The organism is Sulfurimonas sp. HSL3-1 (genome assembly GCF_039645995.1).
GTDB lineage: Bacteria > Campylobacterota > Campylobacteria > Campylobacterales > Sulfurimonadaceae > Thiomicrolovo > Thiomicrolovo diazotrophicus.
The window spans coordinates 358,277-383,439 of record NZ_CP147920.1; the positions used below are offsets into that span (position 1 = coordinate 358,277).

Sequence of the window (25,163 nt, forward strand, 5' to 3'; positions counted from 1 at the left end):
TTCCACACAACAAAATATGAGGCACACCCCGAGCGATTCGGACGTCCCTTGAAAAAGAGTAGGCATTGCTGGTAGACAAGTTTGACAGGACCGTTGATTATCTCCGCGTTTCGGTAACGGAGCGCTGCAATTTCCGCTGTCAGTACTGTATGCCGGAAAAACCCTTCTCCTGGGTCCCCAAAGAGAAACTGCTCAGTTTCGAGGAGCTTTTCGCCTTTATCAAGGTGGCCATCGACGAAGGTGTGAAGAAGATCCGTATCACGGGGGGCGAACCGCTCCTGCGCGAAGACCTCGACGTCTTCATCAAGATGATTCATGACTACAAGCCCGATGTCGACCTGGCGATGACGACCAACGCATTTTTGCTCAAGGGGGCGGCGCAGCGGCTCTACGACGCCGGGCTGCGCCGCCTGAACGTCTCCGTCGATTCGCTCAAACCGGAGGTGGCGGAGAAGATCGCCCAGAAAGACGTTCTGGGACCGGTCCTCGCGGGCATCGAAGAGGCGCTCAAAGTCGGCCTCAAGGTCAAGGTGAATATGGTGCCGATGAAGGGCGTCAACGACGGCGAGGTCCTCGACATCCTCGAGTACTGCAAAGAGCGGGGAATGGTCGTGCGCTTCATCGAGTACATGGAAAATGTTCACGCCCATGATGAAGTCAAGGGGCTTGACAGCGAGGAGCTGCTCAGCATCATCGGCAGCCGCTACAGCTACGAGGACGAGGGCTTCGACGGCCACTCCCCGTCGCACTACTACAAGCTCGGCGATGGCTACGAGTTCGGCATCATCGAACCGCACAAGGACGATTTCTGCAAAAAGTGCAACCGTATCCGCCTCACCGCCGAGGGACAGCTGATCCCATGCCTCTACTTTGACGAGGCGATGAGCATCAAGGACGCCGTCAAGCGGGGCGACATCAAAATGGCGGCCCTGATCCTCAAAGAGGTTGTCAAGAACAAACCGGAGAAGAACCGCTGGAGCGATCCGGACGGCGAGCACTCCAAGCGCGCCTTTTACGAAACGGGGGGCTGATGCTCTACCTGGTCGAACACTTCTACTCCATCCAGGGCGAGGGACGCTATACGGGCGTGCCGTCGCTCTTTTTCCGTTTCGGCGGCTGCAATATGCGCTGCGAGGGGTTCGCCTGCAGCGAGACCGCCGCGAACGGGGTGACGGTCACGGGTTGCGATACCGTCTATGCCGTCAACAAGCAGCATTTCGGTGCCCAGTGGCTCTGCATCGAGCATATGGACGAGCTCATTACGATCATGAACGGGTATACCCTTCCGCCGCAGGTCGACGTCGTCATGACCGGCGGGGAGCCGCTGATCTATGCGGAAAACGAGGTCTTTACCGCCTTTGTGCGCCACCTCGTCGACCGGGGGCACCGCGTCACCTTCGAGACCAACGGCGCCATGCCCGTCGATTTCGAGCGCTTTCCGGTCTACCGCGACTGCGTCTTCGCCCTCTCCGTCAAGCTCTCCAACAGCGGTGAACCATTTGAGAAACGGGTACGCCCAAACGCCTTCGTCCCTATTGCGCAGCAGGCGAAAGAGGCCTACTTCAAGTTTACGATCGACCGTGGCTCCATCGGCGAGAATATGGAGCACGAGATCGATGAAATCGTCGCCCATGCGCCGCAGCTTCAGGTCTACTGCATGCCGATGGGCGGCAGCCGCGCCGAGATCGAAGCCAACACCGAAGCCGTCATCGATTTCTGCAAGGCCCGCGGCTACACCTACAGCGACCGCCTTCATATCCGCATCTGGGACGCGAACAAAGGGGTATAGTCTCTCCTAGCGCTGCGCGCGGAGCTTGCCCAGGATCAGCTCGAAGTGCTGGATCAGGTCGTAATACTCCCGGCGATAGGAGAGCGGTACGTCGACTTTCTGTATTTTCTGCAGTGCCTGTTCGAGTTTCATGACCGCTTCGCGCCGCTGCGGCGCGTCATAGCTGTCCATCTCATCTTCGATCGCATTGAGCGTTCTGTACCAGCGGTAGATCTTGGAGCGGCTACGCCAGCTCACGAGCGGCAGGAAGAGTTTCACCAGCGGGATCATCAGGGCGATGACCGGGATAAAAAGCAGCATCAGCCGCTTGATGATCGAGGCGATCCAGAAGGGGAAGAGGCTCTCCAGCCAGCTTTCGCCGTCGCGCAGATAGACCTCCGCATCGGCGTTGATGGGGAACTCCAGGCGGGCGGTGCCGGGGAACTCGCCCTCTTTGCGGAAGACACCCGCACCGCCGTGGACCTTTTGGGCCGCGCGCAGCACCAGCCGGATAAGATCGGGATGGAGATCGTCGCGGCTGACCAGCGTCGCTGTCGCGGCGATGAGATGCTTGGTCGTTGCGGGGAGGTTGTGTTCAAGGTCCATGACCCCTTCATCCAGCGTGACGGCATTGAGAAAGGGGTAGCGGACGGTATAGGCGTGGGTCCGGGTGAAGTCGAGCAGTTTGATCTTCGGATCGAGCAGCAGCGTCTTCGTCAGCGGCGCGAAGGCGCCGATGATGCTAAAAAGCGCATCGGCGTCGCCGTCAAAGAGCGCCTGGGCCCCCGCGTCGTTTCCGAGGGAAAGGAAGGTACTGTTCTCCGAGGTGATGCCGTTCGCCCCCAGCAGCGTGAGCGCGAGGGCCTTTGTCCCGCTCCCCTCGGCGCCGACGGCGATGCGTTTTCCCTTGAGTTCGCTCAGGTTGTGCAGTTCCCCAGCTGCGGCGGAGTAGTAGACCCAGATCGGTTCGTTGTAGAGGCTGGCGAGGGAGGTAAAGGGCTCGCTTCTGAACGCATCCGTACTCCCGCTCTGCACAAATGCGATGTCGACCTTTTTCGCTTTGAGCAGTCCGAGTGCCTCCACCGATCCCTGCGTGGGAACGATATCGACCGTGACATGCTGCTTGGCCAGCAGCGCTTTGTAGCGCAGCGCGCTTTGGTAGTAGATCCCCTCTTCGGTGCCGGTGGCGATGGTGACGTGATCGGGGGCCAGCGGCGGGAGGAAACGGCTGCCGACATAGAGCAGCCCGAGGAAGAGGGCGAGTATGGGCAGAATGATCTTGCAGAGATGACACTTCATGACGCTATAATAACGAAAAAAGCGAAGCGGAGCGATGACACGTGTTGTGCTGGCCGTCTGGATGCTGTGTCGTGTCCTGTGGGGCGCGGATACGCCCGAAGAGGCGGCGAAGAAAGCGTACCTTGCCAACATCAATGCCCTGATGGTCTTTACGACCAAGGACGGACTCAACTCCGGGACCTACGAGTTCACCCGGGCCAATACGAGCATGTACATCATCCACCTCCCGCTGCGCTACCAGTTTGATCCTTTCGCCCCGGACCTGAACGCCTTCGTGATCGGCGGAGTGGGATACAGCGAAACCAAGCTGACCAACGACGTCAATACATCGACACCGCTCTCCGGCGACATCGCGCTGAGCGCGACGAACATGCTGCGCACCTATACCGGCGGGATCGGCGGGGGGCTGCGCTACCGACCGGGCCTGGGGTTCGAGATGCTCGGCGGGCTCGAGGCGATCTACTCCCGGGTCGGCGTCAGCGCCCGCGACGATAACGGCGCAGGCGACAGTGTCGGGGACCTGTTTAAAGAGAGCTACAACGCCAACATCTCCTACCGCGTCTTTTTTGCGCTGGAGTACCGGCGTGAATGGAAAGGGTACAAACCCTACGCGACACTGACCTACGACCTCTATGAGACCAAAAGCGCCATCAGTACCAAGCAGCTGAGCAAGTTTACCACCCAGACGAACGTCACCTCCTTTTCCATCGGAGGTGAATCGGCGCCGCTGACGGACTACCACGGGATGTACCTGACGCTGGAGGGGTACCTGCGCGGCAGTTACCTGGGGGGCGATATTACGCGCGTGACGCACTTTGACGGCTACGGGACGCTCGGCGGTGTCGGCTACTGGTACGTCAGCGAGGCGATGAACTATATCGAGCGTTTTTTTCTCGAAGTGAGCACGATCCAGGCCGACGGCCTCCGGGGGTATAACATCGGACTGGGGTTTACGCTGGATTATTAGGTCAGTAGGCGATGCCCACGCCGAAGCGGACACTGTGGCGGTCCGACGCCAGCGGGGAGTCGCTGTAGTAATAGTCCACGGTGATGGGCAGCGGGAGTTTGTTGAACCAGAAGGTATCAAGTGTCAGCCCGGCCGAGGCCTCTGCGGTGTAGAGGTGCGGGGCCGAGGGGTTGAAAGATTCGAGGTCGTAGTAGGCGTACCCGGCGCGCAGGGCCTCGCGGCGGAGCGAAACGGGGAAGGTAAAGAAGTACGCGGAGAGGTTGAACACCTTGCGCAGCTCCGCATCGGCTTTGAGCGCGCTTTTGGCATACGTCGTGTCGCGCAGGGTCGGCATGACGACCGTCGAGGGGTCGTTCTCTTTGAGCTTGTCGGCGATGCCCGTCGCGAGTTTGACCCCCCGGGCGTCCACACCGTTGTCGGCGTCGCTCTGCGAGTACTGCCCGCCCAGGGCGAGGTAGCACTCGTGGCTCAGGTCGCGTTCCAGCGCCGACTCCCCGCCCCAGGCAGTGTCCCCACGGTCGAAAGCGACATAGGGGCTCAAAGCGTAAAAGGCGTTGCGGTACATGCTGACACCGTACTGCTCGCTGCGTGCCAGGGGAAGGGAGAGCGAGATCGGGGTCCGGGTATCGGCCTCGTAGTCCTGGTAGTAGGCGGCCCGCAGTGCGCCGTATGCGTAGCCGCGCTGCCAAAAGGGGAGCTCCGCTTCCGCCGAGAAGCCGAAAGGACGGGGAGAGGGTTCGGTGGCATTGCGCTCGGGGGCGTCAATGACGCCGTAGGCGGTCACGGCGAACTGCAGGAGGTACTCGCTGTTGGCGTAGCGCATCCCGCCGAGTGTGTATTCATCGACATTCCGGGTGACGAACGCGGAGAGGAGGTTGCGCGTCAGCGGGTCGGCGAAGTTAAGGGAGAGGTCAAAGAGCACGCCCGCGTCGCTGTCGCTGCCTAAGGCGACGTCCGTACCGCTGTAGTGCAGTTCAAGGGGGGAACGGTAGGGGTGTTCGAGGTCGAGAGCCTCCGCCGATGCATTCGTTTCCGAAGGGTTCTCCCCCGTGTGCTCGAAAAAGAGGGTGACCTCGTAGGGCGCCTCGTCGATCGTTTCGAGGGCTATCTTTTGATAGCGGTAGGCGTCCGCGCCCATCACGGCCGCCAGGGCATGGGTGTCGTCGATGAGGCGCGCTTCGAAGATGGTGTCGGCGGGGTGCGCCCGCGTGATCTTGCCGTTCTCGAAACGGAACAGTCCGGAACCGTGCGGCGTATTGGCGATGAAGTAGACGCGACCGCGGCTGTCGACGCCGCTGACGTTCCCGTAGTAGCCCCGGAGGGAGAAGAGCGGGGTTTTGTTCCTGTAGAGGGTGCGCGTTTTGCCTTCACCCTGCACGAAATAGTAGAGGTTGTCTTCCCCGTCGATAAAGACGGAGGAGTTGGTCCGGGCATAAAAGCTGTCGCCGACATAGAGCTGCGGCTGGTCGAAGGAGGCGGGCACATCGAAGTAGACGGGGGTGCCGTCGCGGAGGTACCCCTCGATGACGCGGCCGGCCGTGCCGCTTATGAGGTGGGCGCCTTCTGTATAGAGTCCGGCCTCGATGCGCAGCGGAGAGGTGTAGGCGCTGCTCTGGGTCGCGTAGCGTCCTTCGGGGGTCCTGACGACTTTTCCGGCGCGGTAGCTGCCGCTTTCCCGGCTGAGTCTGCCGCTTTTCTTGTCGTAGACGACCAGCTCGGGGAAGCTTCTGCCGGTCGCGTTGACAGTGAAGTAGACGGCATCTTTATCGCCGTTGATCGGTGTGTAGAACTGGGTGGCGGCGAGGGGCTTGCTTTCGACATCTTTCATCGCTTCCGCTTCCGAGGCCATCTTGTCCGCCCAGGTGTGCAGGGCCGTTTCAAAATCGTAGCCGATACTGCGCCTGGTCGTGCGATTGGTGAAGAAGGGCCAGAACCAGTTATACGAATGCAGCCGCCAGTAGGCATTGACGTCCGCCATCCCGAAGGTACTGGCCAGGTCGTACTGGTAAAAACCCCCCAGGGTGTAGAAATGCGAGCCGTAAAGGAAGTCGTAATGGGCATTGTAGACCCGTTCGGGCGTCAGGAGACCCGCCTTTGCCTGCTGTAGGGTCGCGGCTTTGAAACGGCCGCTGTAGAGTCGTCCTCCGTTACCGTGCCAGGATTCGTTGAGGACGGCATTCCCTTCGAGCAGAAAGCTGCTTTCAACGATGTTGGGCAGGGTGAACCAGGGCAGCAGGACGAAGCCGTTGCCGAAAACGGTGTGCAGCGTGCTGGAGACGGGGTTGTCCTTGACGTTCATCTGGTAGTTGTGGGCGCTTTCGTGGTAGAGCAGGGTGTTTAGCCAGGAGGTCGTGCTGAAGTAGTCGGCCATCAGGGCCCCGCCGCCGTAGTTGATCTGGCGGTTGATGGGATAGGGGGTGGAGAAGCCGTTGGCGATCTGGTTGTGGCTGGAGAGCAGGCCGACATAGAGCGTTTCGTCCATCGTGTAGCCGTAGAGCTCGTCATACTGCGGCAGCAGGACGTTTTCGACCGCGGCTGCTTCCCTTGCAACGGGGAGGTTCCCCTCCGTATAGATCAGTTCGCAGCCGCCGATCTTGGCCGTGAAGTAGGGCACGTCGCAGGGGACGGTACTGCTTTGCAGGAGCGCTGCGTGCAGGCCCAGCGCTGTGAGGATCAGAAGGGGTACCGTTCGGAACATCTGTCAACCTCTGTTAAAAATTCCACAATTATAGTGGCTCCCCGTTTAGAAAGCAATCGGCGGAAAGAGGACGCCCGAGGCGGGGACGGGGCTGCGGAGAATTTAGCCGGGGGCTTCAGCGCCGCGGGGTATAATAACGGCTATGAAAGATTCCGCAAGCTACCAAAAGAAGAAGCGTTTTTTCGAGGGGATGATCACCCTTTACGGCCGCAATGCCGTGGAGGAGGTCCTGGATGACAACGCGGTCGAGATCCATGCGCTCCACCTGGCCGAGTCGAACAAGCAAGAGGGGGTGATCGACCGTATCACCGCCAAAGCCCGTGCACGGGACGTGGAGATCAAGTACCACTCCAAAGCGGCGCTGTCGCGCATATCACGGAATGCGAAACAGGATCAGGGGGTCGCCCTCGATGTCATTGCGCCGTCCTATCAAAGCGCAGAGGCGCTGCTGGAATCGCCTGCGTCAAGCGGCCGGCTTCTGGCACTCGACGGCATTCACAACCCGCAGAACCTCGGGATGATCATCCGTTCGGCGGCGGCCGGGAACATCGACGGGATCCTGCTGCCCAAACAGGGCAGCGCCAAACTCTCTCCCCTGGTCATGAAAGCGAGCGCAGGGACGCTTTTCAAGCTGCCGATCTACTACTGCGATACGCTCCCGGAGATCCTGGAGACACTGCAGGCGCAGGGGTGGAGCATTTTTGGCCTCTCCTCCCACGCCGACGCGACGCTGCATACCCTTGCCGTGCCGGCGAAGACGGTCTTCGTGCTAGGCAATGAGAGCGAGGGAATGAGCGACGCCGTGGCGGCGCACTGCAACGCGCGGGTGGCCATCCCGATGCAGCGGGGAGTCGAATCACTCAATGTCGCCGTGACGGCGGCGCTGCTGGCATTTCTGCCGGCCGGGGAGTGAGCGCATGAAGCGGGTTGCGTTGTGGCTGCTCCTGCTCTGTCTGGGGGCGATGGCGGAGAGCCAGTTCGAGACGGGGATGGAGCATTACCGCCAGGGGGACTACCCCGGTGCGTTTGCGATGTTCGAGGCCGCATACGAGGCATCGAAGGATGAGGACGCGGCCTATATGCTCGCCAGGATGTACGAAAAGGGGGAGGGAGTCGACGCCGATCGCGCCAAGGCTGCGGCTTGGTACCGCCGTTCGGCGCGGCGCTACTTCGAATCCGCGGCAGACTCCTCGCTGCATCGGGAGAACAAACGGCTGCTGACGACCTACCGCGAACTCGACCCGGTCGAGGATAACGAGACCGCCGAGACGATCCGCAAAAGCATCATCTCCGATTTCGGCCTGAAGACCTTTCACGAGAACTACCTGCTCCCTTTCGGGTACCGTGAAGGCGTCTATGACAGCTATGTGCCTTCGGACCATTATAAGAACATTGAAGCGGAGCTTCAGCTGAGCTTCCGCCTCGACTTTCTCCCCAACCTATTCGGCCTGAATGAGACCTATTCGGCCGCCTACACCCAGCGCTCTTTCTGGCAGGTGTATGCCGGCTCCGCACCCTTCCGGGAGACGAACTACCAGCCAGAACTCTTTGTCACCTTTCCGACGGCGTCGCACAAAGTGCCGATCAAGTCTGTCGCGGTCGGGTTTGCCCACCAGTCCAACGGACAGGGGAACATTACCCAGCAGGACCTCGGCGATATCAACGTCAGCAACCCGGGTGCCCTTACCCCCTATCTGCGCAACCGTTCGCGTTCGTGGAACTATGCCTGGACGGAGGCCGTCTTCCAGACGGGCAGCCTCTTTACGGCGCTGAAGTTCTGGTACCGCTTCAAAGAGAAGGACGAGGACGACAACCCGGACCTGACCGATTATCTGGGGTACGGGTCGGTGCGCCTGGTGCTGCCCTACGGTAAAAGTATGACTAGCCTTCTGCTGCGGCAGAATTTCGTGACGGGCAAGGGGGCGCAGCAGCTGATCTGGACCTATCCGCTCTCGCACCGCGAGAACGTCTTCTGGTGTCTGAAGGCCTTCACCGGCTACGGCGAGAGCCTCATCGACTACAACAACTACGTGACGAAGTTTTCGATCGGGTTCAGCTTTTCGCGTTAGCGGCGCCTAGGAGAACATGATCTCGTAGGGGCGGCGGATCGATTCGACGACCTCGCCGACGCTCATATGGCGGCTTTTACGCAGGAACTCCCGGCCGTCGAGGAAGACGAGGAGGGTCGGAATTGCGAAGACGCTGTAGTGCGAAGCGATCTCGGGGGATTCGGAGATGTCGATACTGACGATCTCGACGGCGTCGAAGTTGGTTTCGATCGCGTCGACGAGTTTGGGCTTGAGGGCGTGGCAGACGTTGCAGGTCGGCGCGCTGAAATAGAGCATGACCGCCGGTTTTTCCCGGAGGGTGTTTTCGATCTCTGTGAGTGTTTGCATAACCGAATTTTACCCCACAATCACGCAATTATGTCGAAGATGGCTTCGCGCTTCCCTTTTTTCTCGAGAATCTCCCGGCAGGCGAGTCCGGGGATCTGCGAAGCGAGCAGGGCGTCGATCGTTTCATAGCGGTGCTGCGAGAGGTGGCGCAGCACGATGCCGCGGTATGCCTTCGCCCAGTGGCTGACGACCTTCCCCTCTTTCATGAACTTCATCGTCGTGACGGGATTTGTAGGTTTGAAGAACTTGTCGTAGTAGCCGGCGCGCAGGTCGAGGATTTCGTCATTGCCGATCAGGGCGTCGAGCGGGGCGTTGAAGGTATCCTTATAATAGCGTTCGGGCGCGATGCCGCCGACAGTATTGCCCTGCTTTACTTTATAGGTGGGGATGAGGTCGCCGCCGCGCAACGGGCCGAAGAGGTTGGAGAAGATGATGAGCCGCTCCTGCAGATAGGCGCTCGCTTCCGCCTCGAGGGAGGGGTAGTCAAGGTAGTCATAGGCGACGCCGTCGTAGCGTTCAACGGCGGGCAGGGTCGGTGCGCTGTAGAGGTCGGCGATATAGGCCCGGGCATCTTCGGCTTTTTTCAGGCCGAAGAGGGCGAGCACCTGGGCAAGGTTATCACCGCCGACGATACCGTTATAGGTGTCAAGGATCGCTTTGCGGGACGCCAGGCCGAAGAGGAGGTTGTCGTTGTTGATGCTGGCGGGATCGCCGCCGCTGCGTTTGCCTTCGGAGGGGGAGAAAAGGGTGAAAATCATGCTGAAATCTCTTTTTTGCATATTGTACAAAATTTTTTCAATTTAGTCTTGACATGAGGGGTTAAATCGACTATAATTCTGGCTCAATTTCAAATACGCCGGCATAGCTCAGCTGGTAGAGCAACTGATTTGTAATCAGTAGGCCCGGGATTCGACTTCTCGTGCCGGCACCATCTTGAAATTGAATTTTCATTTAGAAACAGTGTTAGACCAGATTTAACAGGCCGTGGTGAGATACTCAAGTGGCCAACGAGGGCAGACTGTAAATCTGCTGGTTTTTACCTTCGGAGGTTCGAATCCTCCTCTCACCACCATTGCGGGAATAGCTCAGTTGGCTAGAGCGTCAGCCTTCCAAGCTGAGGGTCGCGAGTTCGAGTCTCGTTTCCCGCTCCACTGGGAGCTGTAGTATAAGTTGTTTACTACTTCACAACTACATAAATAGTTTTTAGTTTCCCATTATTACTTTATAGATTACATGCCCAGTTAGCTCAGAGGTAGAGCACTTCCTTGGTAAGGAAGAGGTCGGCAGTTCAATTCTGCTACTGGGCTCCACGGAACGTTTGGGTACGTTTCCCTGTAATGACAAAGTAATAATTGGAGCCTAAAAAGCTATTTTGTACGCTTTATCTGGTATAATTCCGTTTCCATTAATTCTTAAAGTCGGAGGACACAATGGCAAAAGAAAAATTTGAACGTACGAAACCGCACGTTAACATCGGTACCATCGGTCACGTTGACCACGGTAAAACTACACTGACTGCTGCGATCACAGCGGTACTCGCTACTAAAGGTGAAGCGGAGCTGATGGACTACGATCAGATCGACAACGCACCGGAAGAGCGCGAGCGCGGTATTACGATCGCAACGTCTCACGTTGAATACGAAACAGACAACCGCCACTATGCGCACGTTGACTGTCCGGGCCACGCCGACTACGTTAAGAACATGATTACGGGTGCGGCACAGATGGACGGTGCTATCCTCGTTGTTTCTGCAGCAGACGGCCCGATGCCGCAAACACGTGAGCATATCCTCCTGTCTCGCCAGGTCGGTGTCCCTTACATCGTTGTCTTCATGAACAAAGAAGATATGGTTGACGACGAAGAACTCCTCGAGCTCGTTGAGATGGAAATCCGCGAACTGCTCGACCAGTACGAGTTCCCGGGTGACGATACTCCGATCGTTGCAGGTTCTGCACTGAAAGCACTGGAAGAAGCAAAAGCTGGTGAAGTTGGCGAGTGGGGCGAAAAAATCCTCAAGCTGATGGACGCAGTTGACGAGTACATTCCGGAGCCGGAGCGCGAAACAGACAAAGACTTCCTGATGCCGGTTGAGGACGTATTCTCTATCTCCGGTCGTGGTACAGTTGTTACTGGTCGTGTTGAGCGCGGTCAGGTCTGTGTCGGTGAGACGATTGAAATCGTCGGTATCAAAGACACTCAGACTACAACAGTCACTGGTGTTGAAATGTTCCGTAAAGAGATGGATTGTGGTGTTGCGGGTGACAACTGTGGTGTCCTCCTCCGCGGTATCGCTAAAGAAGCTGTTGAGCGCGGCCAGGTTCTCTGTAAGCCGGGTTCAATCACTCCGCACACGAAATTCGAAGCAGAAGTCTACATCCTCTCTAAAGAGGAAGGTGGCCGCCATACTCCGTTCTTCAACGGTTACCGCCCGCAGTTCTACGTCCGTACAACAGACGTAACTGGTGCGATCACTCTGCCGGAAGGTACAGAGATGGTTATGCCGGGTGACAACGTTGCAATCGTCGCTGAACTCATCGCTCCGATCGCGATGGAAGAAGGTACACGCTTCGCGATTCGCGAAGGTGGCCGTACAGTCGGCGCCGGCGTCGTTTCCAAAATCCTTGCGTAATCGGGCTACCCGATTCGCAAACTAGGAAAAAACCATGCGTGAAAATATCCACCTCGCTTGTGAAAAGTGCACACGTCGCAACTATCACACAAGCAAAAACAAGAAGACGCACACTGAGAAATTCTCTGTGCGCAAATACTGCAAGTTCTGCCGCGAACATACGGTTCACAAAGAAGCAAAACTGTAAGTTGTTCTCCCGCTCGGGAGAATCATAGGCGAATAGCTCCAATGGTAGAGCGCCGGATTCCAAATCCGATGGTTGGGGGTTCGAGTCCCTCTTCGCCTGCCACATTCCTGATCAATGCAGCCTGTGGGCTTCAGTTATCGCGAATGTCAATGGGTACCTCGAAAAATCTCCGCGTCAGGTTCTTCGAGGTGCGCAAGAGGAATAGAAATGAAATCAACACTTAGCAGTTATGTCAGAAACGCCCGCATCGAGCTCTCTAAAGTCATTTTCCCGACTAAAGCGCAGGTGAAACAGGCGTTCATCGCCGTCGTGGTGGTGGTTGCTTTCGTTTCGATCTTTTTGGCACTTGTAGACCTGATCATGTCTTCATCACTGTCAGCGATTTTGGGCTAAGGGAGAACATATGGCACATCAATGGTATTCTATCCAGACCTATGCAGGCAGCGAACGCAGCGTTAAAAACGCGATCCTCAACCTGGTCGACGAGCATAACCTCGGCGACAAGATTAAAGAGGTCGTCGTCCCGACGGAAGACGTCATCGAGGTCAAAGACGGTAAGAAAAAGATCAGTGAACGTTCCCTCTATTCCGGTTACGTTTTTATCAATGTCGATCTCGACACGCCGACGCAGCACCTGATCCAGTCGCTGCCGCGCGTCTCCGGGTTCATCGGTGAGGCTAACCACCCGACGCCGCTGAGCGACAACGACATTAACACGATCCTCGACCGCGTCGAGAACCGCGCGGCGCCGAAACCAAAGGTCTACTTCGAAAACGGCGAGATGGTCCGCATCATCGACGGCCCGTTCGCGAACTTTACGGGTACGGTCGACGAGTACGACCTCGAACACGGTACGCTCAAACTCAATGTTTCGATTTTTGGGCGCAGCACCCCGGTGGACATTTCGTACACCCAGGTCGAAAAAATTATTTAATCTTACAAAGGAAAAGGAAGCACAATGGCAAAGAAAGTCATGGGTTATATCAAGTTGCAAATTCAAGCCGGCGCTGCCAACCCGGCACCTCCGGTCGGTCCTGCGCTGGGTCAGCGCGGCGTCAACATCATGGAATTCTGTAAAGCATTCAATGAGAAGACAAAAGACAAAGCGGGCTTCAAAGTTCCGACCATCATTACGGTCTACAACGACAGAAGCTTCTCTTTCGTCACAAAACAGCCGCCGGCGTCTGCACTGCTGATGAAAGCAGCCGGCATCAAGAAGGGTTCTGACAACCCGCTGAAAAACAAAGTCGCCAAGATCACGAAGGCGCAGCTGATGGAAGTCGTCAAGATGAAAATCGCCGACCTTAACACGGACGACGAAGAGATGGCAGCGAACATCCTCGCCGGTTCTGCCCGTTCTATGGGCCTCGAAATTACAGAGTAACTGTAAGCAATCGAACTATCTTCGACCGCAAAGATAGAAAAAAACTGCGGCAGAATAAATTCAGGAGAATAAAATGGCTAGCAAGCGTTATAAGCAGCTGAATGACAAAATCGACGCAGCGAAACAGTACAGCGTCGTTGAAGCGGCAGCGGTCGTAAAAGAACTGCAGTCTGCAAAGTTTGACGAAACGGTCGAAATCGCGATGAACCTGGGTGTTGACCCGCGCCACGCTGACCAGATGGTCCGCGGTGCCGTTGTGCTTCCTCACGGTACAGGTAAAAAAGTTCGCGTCGCCGTTTTCGCAAAAGGTGCTAAAATCGACGAAGCAAAAGCAGCCGGTGCCGATATCGTCGGCACGGATGAGCTCGTCGAAATGATCCAGGCGGGCAACATCGACTTCGACGTCGTTGTCGCTGCACCGGACTGTATGGGTGTCGTCGGTAAGATCGGCCGTATCCTCGGGCCAAAAGGTCTGATGCCGAACCCGAAAACGGGTACGGTTACACCGGACGTTGCTACCGCAGTCAAAAACGTCAAAGGCGGCCAGGTCGCTTTCCGTGTTGACAAAAAAGGTAACATCCACGCCGGTATCGGTAAAGCAAGCTTCGACGCTGACAAGATCGCCGAGAACGTCAAAGCGTTCGTCGCCGCGATCAACAAGCAGAAGCCGGCTTCTTCCAAAGGCCGCTACATCAAGAACGCTGCGCTCTCTCTGACGATGAGCCCGGCGCTCAAATTTGACGTCGCCGAACTGGCAGACATCAAGTAATTTCTTCCCCTCCGGGGGACGGAAGTCTTGCGTTTGACATCACGGATGCCAGACGCAAGATTTTCACGAAACGAAGATCTGAAATCTTTGGACTGAAGAGAGTTGGGGGCAGCCTGTGCTGCTTAATCGGCCTTTCCCCGCCCCGCTTGAAGTTAAAGTCTGGAAAGGAGAACGAATGACAAGAGCTGAAAAAACGGAAGTCGTCAACTATCTCACCGGTGAATTCGGAAGTGTTGCGGCCGTCGTTATCTGTGACTATAACGGTCTTGGTGTTGCTGACCTGGAAGAACTCCGCGGTATGGCACGTCAAAGCGATGCGAAGGTTCAGGTTGTTAAAAACACCCTGGCGAACATTGCTCTGGCAAACGCAGAGATGTCAGGTGTCGAGCTGAAAGATATGAACATCTTCATCTGGTCCGACGACGTTATCGGTGCGGCGAAAGTTGCGGCGGATTTCGCAAAGAAAAACGAGAAACTGAGCATCAAAGCCGGTTACCTCGACAAAGAGCCTGCGGACAAAGCGAAAATTGAAGCTTTCGCAAAACTCCCGGGTCGCAACGAACTGCTTGGCATGCTGGCTGCTACCTGGATGGCACCGCTCACCAACTTTACGATCGGTCTCGATGCGCTTAGAAAGAAGCGCGAAGAAGAGGCTTAATTACTATTACTAACTACCATTAGGAGATAAAAATGGCTGTAACTAAAGAAGACGTACTCGAGTACATCTCTAACCTTTCCGTTCTCGAACTGTCCGAACTTGTTAAAGAGTTCGAAGAAAAATTCGGCGTATCTGCTCAGCCGGTCGCTGTTGCTGGTGTTGCCGGTGGCGACGCTGGTGCTGCTGCTGAAGAGAAAACTGAATTCGACGTTATCCTCAAAGACGCTGGTGCGAAGAAGATCAACGTTATTAAAGTTGTCCGCGGCCTGACTGGTCTCGGCCTCAAAGAAGCGAAAGAAGCGGTCGAAACTGCCGGTTCTGTTATCAAAGAAGGCGTCGACAAAGAGACTGCCGAAGCTGCAAAGAAAGAACTCGAAGAAGCCGGCGCTTCTGTCGAACTCAAGTAAGTTTCACTATCATATCGGAAGGCCTCGCCTTCCGAGCTTTTTTCCGGGCGCTTTTGCCATCCGTTTTTGTACGGCTGGCAAAAGTGCCCTTACGTCGTTTATGGCAGGGACGCCTGCTTAGACACTGCACTTACTGAACCGCTTTCAGTAATTTAACTTCATTCGAGGTAGCCTATATGTTAAACACACTCTACTCCGGAAACCGCTTACGTGTTGACTTCGCTAAAACCCCGCAACAGATCGATGTTCCGAACCTCCTTCAACTGCAGCTGAGCTCTTACGAAAACTTTTTGATGATGGATCAGAAGGATCGTGCCGAAAGTGGACTGGAACGTGTATTCCAGTCCGTCTTCCCGATCCATGACGCCCAGAACCGCATTACCCTCGAGTACATGGGTTCTGAAATCGGTACGCCGAAATACACCGTACGCGAATGTATGGAACGTGGACTTACCTACTCCGTCTCCCTGCGCATGAAGACCCGACTGGTCCTCTGGGAACGTGATGAGAACACGAAAGAGAAAAAAGGTGTCAGCGAGATCAAAGAACAGTCGATCTTTATCCGTGACATCCCGCTGATGACGGACCGTACCTCTTTCGTCATCAACGGTGTCGAGCGCGTTGTCGTCAACCAGCTCCACCGCTCACCGGGCGTTATCTTCAAAGAAGAGGAAGCGACCACGGCGGGTAACAAACTGATCTATACCGGTCAGATCATCCCGGACCGCGGTTCTTGGCTCTATTTCGAGTATGACCCGAAAGACATCCTCTACATGCGCATCAACAAGCGCCGTAAAGTGCCTGTTACGATCATGTTCCGTGCCCTGGGGTACAGCAAACAGGATATCCTGAAGCTCTTCTACCCGCTCCAGACGATCGAGATCGTCGACAACGCCTTCCTGATGCCGTTCGAACCGGAGCAGTTCGACGGTCGCCTGGAGTTCGACCTGCGTGACGAATCCGGCGAAGTCCTCGTCGCAGCCGGCAAACGTCTCTCTGCGAAAAAAGCGCAGAAGATGATCGAAACCGGCACGACGCGTGTCCAGTACCCGGTCGAAGTGCTTTGCGAACGTCACCTTGCCGAACCGATCATCAACCCTGAAACGGGCGAAGTTCTCTTCGATACGATGACCTCCATCGACGAGATGAAGCTCAAGAAGATCGCGGAAGCGGGCATCGGCTCCTTCGTGATCGCGAACGACCTGGCCTCCGGCGTCGACAGCTCCATCATCAACGCGTTCCTGGCGGACGCGGACTCCTTGAAGCTGCTCAAGCAGACGGAAGAGCTCGAAGATGAGAACGACCTGGCAGCGATCCGTATCTACAAGGTCATGCGCCCGGGCGAACCGGTGACCAAAGAGGCGGCAAAAGCTTTTGTCAACCAGCTCTTCTTTGACCCGGAACGCTACGACCTGACCCGCGTCGGCCGTATGAAGATGAACCATAAGCTTGGCCAGGAGATCCCGGAGTACGTCACCGTACTGACCAACGAGGATATCATCAACACGGTCAAGTACGTCATCAAGGTCAAGAACGGCAAGGGCCACATCGACGACCGTGACCACCTCGGTAACCGCCGTATCCGCTCCATCGGTGAGCTTCTCGGCAACGAGCTGCACAACGGTCTGATCAAGATGCAGAAGGCGATCAAGGACAAGCTCTCTACGATGAGCGGTCCGATGGCCGAACTGATGCCGCACGACCTGATCAACTCCAAAATGATCACCTCGACGATCATGGAGTTCTTCTCCGGCGGTCAGCTGAGCCAGTTCATGGACCAGACGAACCCGCTTTCCGAAGTGACGCACAAGCGCCGTCTCTCCGCACTGGGTGAGGGCGGTCTCGTCAAAGAGCGCGCGGGCTTCGAAGTCCGTGACGTCCACCCGACGCACTACGGCCGTATCTGTCCGATCGAGACCCCGGAGGGTCAGAACATCGGTCTTATCAACACCCTCGCGACCTACGCGAAGGTCAATGAACACGGCTTTATCGAAGCGCCGTACAACGTGGTCAAAGACGGCATCGTCCAGTACGGTGACGAGAACGTCATCTACCTGACGGCGACCCAGGAAGAGGGGATGACCATCGCTGCCGCATCGAACAAAGTCGATGCGAACGGCAAGTTCGCCGAAGAGCTCATCGAGCTGCGCAAAGACGGTGAGATCATTCTCGGTTCCCCTACCGATGCGGATTACATGGACCTTTCGTCGCACATGGTCGTCGGTGTCGCCGCGTCGCTGATTCCGTTCCTCGAACACGATGACGCGAACCGCGCGCTGATGGGATCGAACATGCAGCGCCAGGCGGTACCGCTGCTCAAGCCGTCCGCACCGATGGTCGGTACGGGTATCGAGAAACTGGTTGCCCGCGATGCGTGGGAAAGCGTCAAAGCGAAGCGTGCCGGTGTCGTTGAGAAGATCGACGCCCGCCACATCTACGTCATCAGCAAGGACGAAGAGGGTGCGGTCATCGACTACTACCCGCTGCAGAAGAACCTGCGTACCAACCAGAATACGACGTTCGGTCAGAAGCCGATCGTTAAGGTCGGGGAGAAGGTCGAAGCGGGCCAGGTCATTGCTGACGGTCCGAACATGGATCAGGGTGAACTCGCCCTCGGCCAGAACGCGCTCGTCGCGTTTATGCCGTGGAACGGTTACAACTTCGAGGATGCGATTGTCATCTCCGAAAAGCTGATCCGCGAAGATGCGTACACTTCCGTTCACATCTACGAGAAAGAGGCGGAAGCGCGTGAGCTGAAGCACGGTGTCGAAGAGATTACCCGTGACATCCCGAACGTCCGCGACGAAGACCTTGCGCATCTGGATGACAGCGGTATCGTCAAGATCGGTACCTATGTCAACGGTGGCATGATCCTCGTCGGTAAAGTTTCACCGAAGGGCGAAGTGAAGCCGACGCCTGAAGAGCGTCTTCTGCGTGCCATCTTCGGTGAAAAAGCGGGCCATGTCGTCAACAAGTCGCTCTACTGCCCGCCGAGCATGGAGGGGGTCGTTGTCGACGTCAAGGTCTTTACGAAAAAAGGCTATGACAAAGACCCGCGTACCCTCGAGATGGAAAAAGCGGAGCGCGACGAGCTCGAGCGCGAGCACTACGACCGCCTGCTCATGATCGACAAAGAGGAGATGATGCGTGTCGTCTCCCTGCTGACGAAGTCGCCACTGGAGAGCGACGTGACGGCGAACGGCACTTCTTACAGCGCCGGCGACCTGATCAAGGCGGAAGACCTTGAGAACGTCAACCGTTTCGCGATGAACAACATCGTCAAAGCGTACAGCGAAGAGGTCCAGGCGAAGTACAACAAGACGAAGAACCACTTCCAGAAAGAGAAGAAGAAGTTCCGCGACGAGCACGAAGAGAAGCTGACGATCCTTGAAAAAGACGACATCCTCCCCAACGGCGTCGTCAAGTACGTCAAGGTCTACATCGCGACGAAGCGCAAGCTGAAAGTCGGGGACAAGATGGCCGGTCGTCACGGGAACAAGGGTATCGTCTCTACGATCGTCCCGGAAGTTGATATGCCGTACATGGCCAACGGCCGTTCCGTTGACGTCTGTCTGAACCCGCTGGGGGTTCCGTCGCGTATGAACATCGGTCAGATCCTCGAGATGCACCTCGGTATGGTCGGCCGCGAGCTCGGCTACCAGATCCAGGAGCAGTTCGAGCAGGAACAGGCGGATCTGATCGCTTCGATTCGCAAGCAGCTCGGCGAGATCGCCGGCGCGGCACGCCTGATGAAACTCGAGGATGCCGTTGCCAAGATGAGCGACGACGAGATCCTGAAATTCGGTCGTGACTGGGCGAAGGGCGGGGTCCGTTTCGCGACGCCGATCTTCGAAGGGGTCAACGCCGAAGAGTTCGAGAACCTCTTCGCGATGGCGAAGATGGATAAAGACGGTAAAACCGTCCTGTTCAACGGTAAGACCGGTGAACAGCTCAAAGAGCGTGTCAACGTCGGTTACATGTACGTCATCAAACTGCACCACTTGGTCGACGAGAAAGTCCACGCCCGTTCCACGGGGCCGTACTCCCTCGTTACCCAGCAGCCGGTCGGCGGTAAAGCCCTCTTCGGCGGTCAGCGCTTCGGGGAGATGGAAGTATGGGCTCTCGAGGCCTACGGTGCTTCCGCGGTCCTCAAAGAGATGCTGACGATCAAGTCGGATGACGTTGACGGTCGTGTCGCGGCGTACAAAGCATTGACAAAAGGTGAAAGCGTGCCGGAATCCGGTATTCCGGAAACGCTGTTCGTACTGACAAAAGAGCTGCAATCCCTTGCGCTTGATGTAGAGATTTTTGACGAGGTGGAAGACGATGAGCAAATTAGTGCCGATTGAAGTAACGGAAGAGAATCGCCCGAAGGACATTAAACAGCTGCAGTTCCGCCTGGCGAGCCCGGAGAAGATCCTCTCCTGGAGCCACGGCGAAGTCAAAAAGCCGGAGACAATCAACTACCGTACCCTGAAACCGGAGCGCGACGGCCTCTTCTGTGCCAAGATCTTCGGTCCGGTCCGCGATTACGAGTGTCTCTGCGGCAAATACAAGAAGATGCGCTACAAGGGCGTCGTCTGTGAGAAGTGTGGCGTTGAAGTCACAACGTCAAAAGTACGCCGTACCCGTATGGGTCACATCGATCTGGTCACGCCGGTAGCGCACATCTGGTATGTCAGCTCCCTGCCGAGCCGTATCGGTACGCTCCTGGGTGTCAAAATGAAAGACCTCGAGCGTGTACTCTACTACGAGGCGTACATCGTCAAAAGCGGCGGTGAAGCGTTCTATGACGCGGAGCAGAGCGCCCCGGTTCTGAAGTACGACGTCCTCAACGAAGAGCAGTACCGTACCCTTAACCAGCGCTACAGTGAGAGCGGTTTCGTTGCCCAGATGGGCGGCGAGGTCATCCGTGACCTGCTCGACGACATCGACCTGGTTGAACTCTTCTCCGTCCTCAAAGAGGAGATGGAGGGGACCCGTTCCGAAGCGAAGCGCAAAACGATCGTCAAGCGTCTGAAGGTCATCGAATCCTTCCTGAACTCCGGAAACAACCCGGCATGGATGATGCTTTCGGTTCTGCCGGTCCTGCCGCCGGATCTGCGTCCGCTGGTTTCCCTGGACGGGGGCAAGTTCGCCGTCTCCGACGTCAACGACCTCTACCGCCGTGTTATCAACCGTAACCAGCGTCTGAAGCGTCTGATCGAGCTCGAAGCGCCGGAGATCATCGTGCGCAACGAGAAGCGTATGCTTCAGGAATCCGTTGATGCCCTCTTCGACAACGGCCGTCGTGCCAATGCCGTCAAGGGTGCGAACAAGCGTCCGCTGAAATCCCTCTCCGAGGTTATCAAAGGTAAGCAGGGACGTTTCCGTCAGAACCTGCTCGGTAAGCGCGTCGACTTCTCCGGCCGTTCCGTCATCGTCGTCGGTCCGGACCTCAAGATGGACCAGTGCGGTCTGCCGAAAAAGATGGCCCTTGAGCTCTTCAAGCCGCACCTGATCGCGAAGCTCGAAGACAAAGGGTACGCGACGACCGTCAAGGCGGCCAAAAAGATGATCGAAGACCAGACTAACGAAGTCTGGGAGTGCCTCTCAGAGATCGTTGAAGGTTACCCGATCATGCTCAACCGTGCGCCGACGCTGCACAAACTGTCTATTCAGGCCTTCCACCCGCGCCTGATCGACGGTAAAGCGATCCAGCTGCACCCGCTCGTCTGTGCGGCCTTCAACGCCGACTTCGACGGTGACCAGATGGCGGTCCACGTGCCGCTCTCCGCCGAGGCGATCGCCGAGGCGAAGGTCCTGATGCTCTCATCCATGAACATCCTGCTGCCGGCGTCCGGTAAAGCGATCGCGACACCGTCACAGGATATGGTCCTCGGGATCTACTATATCTCCCTGGAGAAGAACGGCGTCGTCGGTTCGAACAAACTCTTTGCCAATGTCGACGAGATCCGTATCGCGCTGGAGCAGGGTGCGCTTGATCTGCACGCCCGCATCCGTACCCGTGTCGACGGACGCATGATTACCACGACGGTCGGCCGTCTCCTTATCAAAGAGATCCTGCCTGACTTCGTCCCGGTCGATCTGTGGAACCGCGTCATGAAGAAAAAGGCGATCAACGCCCTGGTCGACTATGTCCAGAAGCATGGTGGTATCGCCGTCACAGCCGGTTTCCTTGACCGCCTCAAAAACCTCGGTTTCAAACATGCGACCGAGGCGGGTGTTTCCATCTCCGTCGACGACGTTATCGTCCCCGAAGAGAAACCGGAGCTGATCGCGCAGTCCAAGGCGAAAGTCAAAGAGATCCAGAAGCAGTATGAAGCGGGCCTTCTGACCGAGCAGGAGCGTTACAACAAGATTATCGACGTCTGGACCGACGTCAACAATACGCTTGCGGGCGATATGATGCATCTGATTGAGAACGACAAAGCGGGCTTCAACTCCATCTACATGATGGCTGACTCCGGGGCGCGGGGTTCTGCGGCGCAGATCCGCCAGCTGGCCGGTATGCGTGGTCTGATGGCGAAGCCGGACGGCTCGATCATTGAAACGCCGATTATCTCGAACTTTAAAGAGGGTCTGAACGTCCTCGAGTACTTCATTTCGACCCACGGTGCCCGTAAAGGTCTCGCGGATACCGCGCTCAAGACGGCAAATGCCGGTTACCTGACGCGTAAACTCGTCGACGTCGCGCAGAACGTGAAGATCGTCGAGGATGACTGTGGTTCCCACGAGGGGATCGAGATCACGGATATCTCCATCGGTAACGAAATGATCGAACCGCTCGAAGACCGTATCTACGGCCGCGTACTCGCCGAAGACGCGATCGACCCGATCACCAACGAGATCCTCTACCCCGAGGGCGAGCTGATCGACGAGATCAAGGCGAGCAAGATCGTTGAAGCGGGCATCAAGTCCGTGCATATCCGTACACCGGCGACCTGTAAGTCCGAAGGCGGCGTCTGTGCGCTCTGTTACGGTAAAAACCTCGGAACGGGCGAACTGGTCCGCAAAGGGGAAGCCGTCGGTATCATCGCGGCGCAGTCGATCGGGGAACCGGGGACGCAGCTGACCCTGCGTACCTTCCACGTCGGCGGTACGGCGTCCAGTACCCGTGAAGAGCGCCAGGTCACGGCGACGAAGAAAGGTTTCATCCGTTACTACAACCTGAAAACCTATAAGAACCAGGAAGGCAAGAACATCGTTGCCAACCGCCGTAATGCGGGTGTGCTCCTGGTCGAGCCGAAGATCAAAGCGCCGTTCGACGGTACGATCGACATTCAGTCGATCCACGACGAAGTGCTTATCAGCGTGAGCAACGGTGAGCAGACACAGCGTTACACCCTGCGTAAGACCGAGGTTGCCCGTCCGAACGAACTGGCCGGCGTCAGCGGTAAGATCGAAGGGAAATTCTACCTGCCGTACGAGAGCGGCGCGACGGTGACGGCGCACGAGTCGATCGTCGAAACGATCCGCGACGGTTGGAACGTTCCGAACCGTATCCCGTACGCTTCCGAGCTGCTCGTCGATGACGGTGCGCCGGTCACACAGCGTGTCGAAGCGGGTGCGAAAGGCACCGTGAAGTTCTTCCTGCTCAAAGGGGACTACCTCGAGCGCTACGATGCGATCAGCAAGGGCTACGAAGTCACCGAGAAGGGGCTCTTCGCCGTCGTCGTCGATGCCGACGACCGTGAAGCGAACCGCCACTACATCGCCCGCGGCTCCATCGTCGATATCGAGGACGATGCGGCTGCGGAGGCCACCACGGTCATCGCACACGCGGCGACGGCGGAATCCCTCGTCATCGCCGAGTGGGACCCGTACTCCAACCCGATCATCTCCGAAGCGGCCGGTACGGTCAAGTTCGAAGATATCATCCCGGGTGTGACGGCGTCCGAGCAGTTCGACGAACTGACGGGTAAAACGCGTCTGATGATCAACGAATACATCGCGCCGGAATACAAGCCGGCGATCGTGCTGGCGACGGAAACCGGCGAGATCATCCGCTACGCGGTTGAACCGAAGACGGCGGTCTTCGCCCAGGACGGTGCGGAGGTCAACGTCGCCGACATCCTGGCGAAGACACCGAAAGCGCTCCAGAAGTCCCGGGACATTACCGGGGGTCTTCCGCGGGTTTCCGAGCTCTTCGAAGCGCGTAAACCGAAAGATGTCGCCCTTATCGCCGAGATCGACGGTGTCGTCAGCTTCGGTAAGCCGCTGCGCGGCAAGGAGCGTATCATCATTACCGGTGAAAACGGCATCATGAAAGAGTACTTTGTCGACAAGAACCAGAACGCCCTGGTCCACCCGGGCGAATTCGTTCACGCCGGCGAACGCCTCTCCGACGGTATGGTTTCGAGCCACGAGATTCTGCGTATCCTCGGTGTCAAGGCGCTGTACAACTACCTGGTCAGTGAAGTCCAGCAGGTCTACCGCCGCCAGGGGGTTAACATCGCGGACAAACACATCGAGGTCATCTTTACCCAGATGATCCGCCAGGTCAAGATTGTCAAGTCCGGCGATACGAAGTTCATTCAGGGCGACCTCGTCTCGAAGAACCGTTTCAAGGAAGAGAACGAGAAGATCCTGCGCCTGGGCGGCGAGCCGGCGATCGCCGAGCCGTTCCTGGTCGGTATCACCCGTGCCTCCGTCAGTGCGGACTCGATCATCTCCGCGGCGTCCTTCCAGGATACGACCAAGGTCCTGACCGAAGCGGCGGTCTCCGCGAAGATCGACGACCTGACCGATATGAAAGAGAACGTCATCATCGGTCGTACCATCCCGGCCGGTACCGGTATGTACAAAGACTACACGATCGACTTCGACGCGTAAGCAACTCTCCCGCGGGGCTTCCCCGCACCCTCTCTCCCCTTTCACTTAAGATAAGCTAAAATTCAACTAAACTTTAGTATTATTTCGCGTTCAATACTCTCTCGTGAGAAGTATCTACTGGAACATTTTAAATTATGAAAGGATTCAAATGCCTACAATCAACCAGTTGATTCGTAAAGAGCGCAAGGCTGTGATCAAGAAGTCCAAGTCTCCTGCACTCGTAAACTGCCCGCAGCGCCGCGGCGTCTGTACGCGCGTTTACACGACAACACCGAAGAAACCGAACTCGGCGCTTCGTAAAGTCGCAAAAGTCCGCCTGACATCAGGATTCGAGGTTATCTCTTACATCGGTGGTGAAGGCCACAACCTGCAAGAGCACTCCATCGTTCTCGTACGCGGCGGCCGTGTCAAAGACCTTCCGGGTGTTAAGTATCACATCGTTCGCGGTGCGCTCGATACTGCCGGTGTTGCCAACCGTACGGTTGCACGTTCTAAATACGGTACGAAACGTCCGAAGAAATAAGAACGACCCTATAGTCAAGCATTGAGTATCGGGGGATTGCCCTGAGAAGATGTGAATACAAAGCGAGAGCTTTGAGTAAATTTTGAAAAAAATTGAAGCAAATAAGGAAATACAATGCGTAGAAGAAGAGCGCCCGTCCGTGAGATTATGCCTGACCCGGTTCACGGCAGCAAAGTCCTGACGAAGTTCATCAATAAAATCATGCTCGACGGTAAGAAGAGCACCGCTGAGAAGATTATGTACAGCGCGCTGGATATCATCAGTGCCCGCGGCGAAAAGCCGGGTATCGAAATCTTCAACGAAGCGATCGACAACATCAAGCCGGTCCTGGAAGTCAAGAGCCGCCGCGTCGGTGGGGCAACCTATCAGGTTCCAGTAGAAGTACGCCCTGTCCGCCAACTCTCCCTGGCGATCCGCTGGCTTGTCGATGCTGCCCGTAAACGCAATGAGCGTACGATGGCAGAACGCCTGGCGAACGAACTGATGGATGCAGCGTCCGATAAAGGTTCTGCATTCAAGAAGAAAGAAGATACCTACAAGATGGCAGAAGCGAACAAAGCGTTCGCCCACTATCGCTGGTAATCGTTATGCAACCCTTCCGTGCTACTATCGCGTCTCGCTTTAGGGCACGGTCCCCTCTAA

Annotated in this window: 21 protein-coding genes and 5 tRNA genes; 22 read left to right on the forward strand and 4 right to left on the reverse strand. The window is 56.8% G+C overall.

All coding sequences use genetic code 11. From position 1 onward, the window contains the following. Positions 1–65: 65 nt before the first annotated feature. Together moaA and WCY31_RS01890 are read left to right on the forward strand one after the other, a co-directional pair. Positions 66–1,031 (forward strand): GTP 3',8-cyclase MoaA, encoded by a 966-nt coding sequence (moaA, locus tag WCY31_RS01885; protein ID WP_345972928.1) that lies wholly within the window; start codon positions 66–68, stop codon positions 1,029–1,031. Continuing rightward, the gene (locus WCY31_RS01890) at positions 1,031–1,789 is read left to right on the forward strand and encodes a 7-carboxy-7-deazaguanine synthase QueE (protein WP_345970552.1); all 759 of its coding nucleotides are present in this window, start codon (positions 1,031–1,033) and stop codon (positions 1,787–1,789) included. Before moaA ends, WCY31_RS01890 begins: the two co-directional genes overlap by 1 nt. A 6-nt stretch (positions 1,790–1,795) precedes the next feature. Here the strand turns inward: WCY31_RS01890 and WCY31_RS01895 are convergent, their stop codons facing one another. Further along, on the reverse strand, positions 1,796–3,067 hold the full coding sequence (locus tag WCY31_RS01895; RefSeq protein ID WP_345972929.1) for a TAXI family TRAP transporter solute-binding subunit: 1,272 nt from the start codon (positions 3,065–3,067) through the stop codon (positions 1,796–1,798). A 34-nt stretch (positions 3,068–3,101) separates the two neighbouring features. Here WCY31_RS01895 and WCY31_RS01900 point away from each other — a divergent pair, with 34 nt between their 5' ends. Then, complete coding sequence (locus WCY31_RS01900; RefSeq protein WP_345972930.1) at positions 3,102–4,034, forward strand: hypothetical protein; 933 nt, start codon at positions 3,102–3,104, stop codon at positions 4,032–4,034. 1 nt (position 4,035) lies between these two features. On the opposite strand, the gene WCY31_RS01905 is transcribed toward WCY31_RS01900, so the two are convergent. After that, positions 4,036–6,732, reverse strand: a complete 2,697-nt coding sequence (locus WCY31_RS01905; RefSeq protein ID WP_345972931.1) for a hypothetical protein — start codon at positions 6,730–6,732, stop codon at positions 4,036–4,038. 142 nt (positions 6,733–6,874) lie between these two features. Here WCY31_RS01905 and WCY31_RS01910 point away from each other — a divergent pair, with 142 nt between their 5' ends. Further along, positions 6,875–7,645 (forward strand): RNA methyltransferase, encoded by a 771-nt coding sequence (locus WCY31_RS01910; RefSeq protein ID WP_345972932.1) that lies wholly within the window; start codon positions 6,875–6,877, stop codon positions 7,643–7,645. Positions 7,646–7,649: 4 nt separating this feature from the next. Beyond that, positions 7,650–8,801 (forward strand): phospholipase A, encoded by a 1,152-nt coding sequence (locus tag WCY31_RS01915; RefSeq protein WP_345972933.1) that lies wholly within the window; start codon positions 7,650–7,652, stop codon positions 8,799–8,801. A gap of 6 nt (positions 8,802–8,807) precedes the next feature. On the opposite strand, the gene WCY31_RS01920 is transcribed toward WCY31_RS01915, so the two are convergent. Both WCY31_RS01920 and WCY31_RS01925 read right to left on the reverse strand, forming a co-directional pair. Then, positions 8,808–9,128: a thioredoxin family protein gene (locus WCY31_RS01920; protein ID WP_345970560.1), complete on the reverse strand. Its 321-nt coding sequence runs from the start codon at positions 9,126–9,128 to the stop codon at positions 8,808–8,810. A 20-nt stretch (positions 9,129–9,148) separates the two neighbouring features. Then, positions 9,149–9,886 (reverse strand): YaaA family protein, encoded by a 738-nt coding sequence (locus tag WCY31_RS01925; protein WP_345972934.1) that lies wholly within the window; start codon positions 9,884–9,886, stop codon positions 9,149–9,151. Positions 9,887–9,983: 97 nt separating this feature from the next. Between WCY31_RS01925 and WCY31_RS01930 the strand changes: the two genes are divergently transcribed. From WCY31_RS01930 to rpsG, 17 genes are all read left to right on the forward strand, one after another. Continuing rightward, positions 9,984–10,059, forward strand: a tRNA-Thr gene (locus tag WCY31_RS01930). Positions 10,060–10,114: 55 nt separating this feature from the next. Continuing rightward, positions 10,115–10,200, forward strand: a tRNA-Tyr gene (locus WCY31_RS01935). A gap of 2 nt (positions 10,201–10,202) precedes the next feature. After that, positions 10,203–10,279, forward strand: a tRNA-Gly gene (locus WCY31_RS01940). Positions 10,280–10,363: 84 nt separating this feature from the next. Then, positions 10,364–10,438: transfer RNA gene (locus WCY31_RS01945), tRNA-Thr, on the forward strand. A 120-nt stretch (positions 10,439–10,558) separates the two neighbouring features. Beyond that, positions 10,559–11,758: an elongation factor Tu gene (tuf, locus tag WCY31_RS01950; protein ID WP_345970563.1), complete on the forward strand. Its 1,200-nt coding sequence runs from the start codon at positions 10,559–10,561 to the stop codon at positions 11,756–11,758. Between the two features lie 34 nt (positions 11,759–11,792). After that, a complete protein-coding gene (gene rpmG / locus WCY31_RS01955) occupies positions 11,793–11,945 on the forward strand; it encodes a 50S ribosomal protein L33 (protein ID WP_231020107.1) in 153 nt (50 codons plus the stop codon). Between the two features lie 26 nt (positions 11,946–11,971). After that, a tRNA-Trp gene (locus WCY31_RS01960) sits at positions 11,972–12,047 on the forward strand. A 105-nt stretch (positions 12,048–12,152) separates the two neighbouring features. Further along, complete coding sequence (secE, locus tag WCY31_RS01965; RefSeq protein WP_345970565.1) at positions 12,153–12,338, forward strand: preprotein translocase subunit SecE; 186 nt, start codon at positions 12,153–12,155, stop codon at positions 12,336–12,338. 10 nt (positions 12,339–12,348) lie between these two features. After that, positions 12,349–12,879, forward strand: coding sequence for a transcription termination/antitermination protein NusG (gene nusG / locus WCY31_RS01970; protein WP_345972935.1), 531 nt, complete (start codon positions 12,349–12,351; stop codon positions 12,877–12,879). A gap of 24 nt (positions 12,880–12,903) precedes the next feature. Then, entirely contained in the window at positions 12,904–13,329 is a 426-nt protein-coding gene (rplK, locus tag WCY31_RS01975) for a 50S ribosomal protein L11 (RefSeq protein ID WP_345970568.1), read from the forward strand. A 73-nt stretch (positions 13,330–13,402) separates the two neighbouring features. Continuing rightward, positions 13,403–14,098, forward strand: coding sequence for a 50S ribosomal protein L1 (gene rplA / locus WCY31_RS01980; RefSeq protein ID WP_345970570.1), 696 nt, complete (start codon positions 13,403–13,405; stop codon positions 14,096–14,098). Positions 14,099–14,273: 175 nt separating this feature from the next. After that, positions 14,274–14,756, forward strand: a complete 483-nt coding sequence (gene rplJ / locus WCY31_RS01985) for a 50S ribosomal protein L10 (RefSeq protein WP_345970572.1) — start codon at positions 14,274–14,276, stop codon at positions 14,754–14,756. Positions 14,757–14,788: 32 nt separating this feature from the next. Further along, positions 14,789–15,163: a 50S ribosomal protein L7/L12 gene (gene rplL, locus WCY31_RS01990; RefSeq protein WP_345970574.1), complete on the forward strand. Its 375-nt coding sequence runs from the start codon at positions 14,789–14,791 to the stop codon at positions 15,161–15,163. 176 nt (positions 15,164–15,339) lie between these two features. After that, positions 15,340–19,512 carry a DNA-directed RNA polymerase subunit beta gene (gene rpoB, locus WCY31_RS01995; protein ID WP_345970576.1) on the forward strand — a complete coding sequence of 1,391 codons (4,173 nt, stop codon included), beginning with the start codon at positions 15,340–15,342 and terminating at the stop codon, positions 19,510–19,512. Beyond that, the gene (gene rpoC / locus WCY31_RS02000) at positions 19,490–23,998 is read left to right on the forward strand and encodes a DNA-directed RNA polymerase subunit beta' (RefSeq protein WP_345972936.1); all 4,509 of its coding nucleotides are present in this window, start codon (positions 19,490–19,492) and stop codon (positions 23,996–23,998) included. The genes rpoB and rpoC overlap by 23 nt, the downstream gene beginning before the upstream one ends. A gap of 148 nt (positions 23,999–24,146) precedes the next feature. Then, a complete protein-coding gene (rpsL, locus tag WCY31_RS02005; RefSeq protein WP_345970580.1) occupies positions 24,147–24,521 on the forward strand; it encodes a 30S ribosomal protein S12 in 375 nt (124 codons plus the stop codon). Positions 24,522–24,635: 114 nt separating this feature from the next. Continuing rightward, positions 24,636–25,103 (forward strand): 30S ribosomal protein S7, encoded by a 468-nt coding sequence (rpsG, locus tag WCY31_RS02010; RefSeq protein WP_231020127.1) that lies wholly within the window; start codon positions 24,636–24,638, stop codon positions 25,101–25,103. Positions 25,104–25,163: the final 60 nt, after the last annotated feature.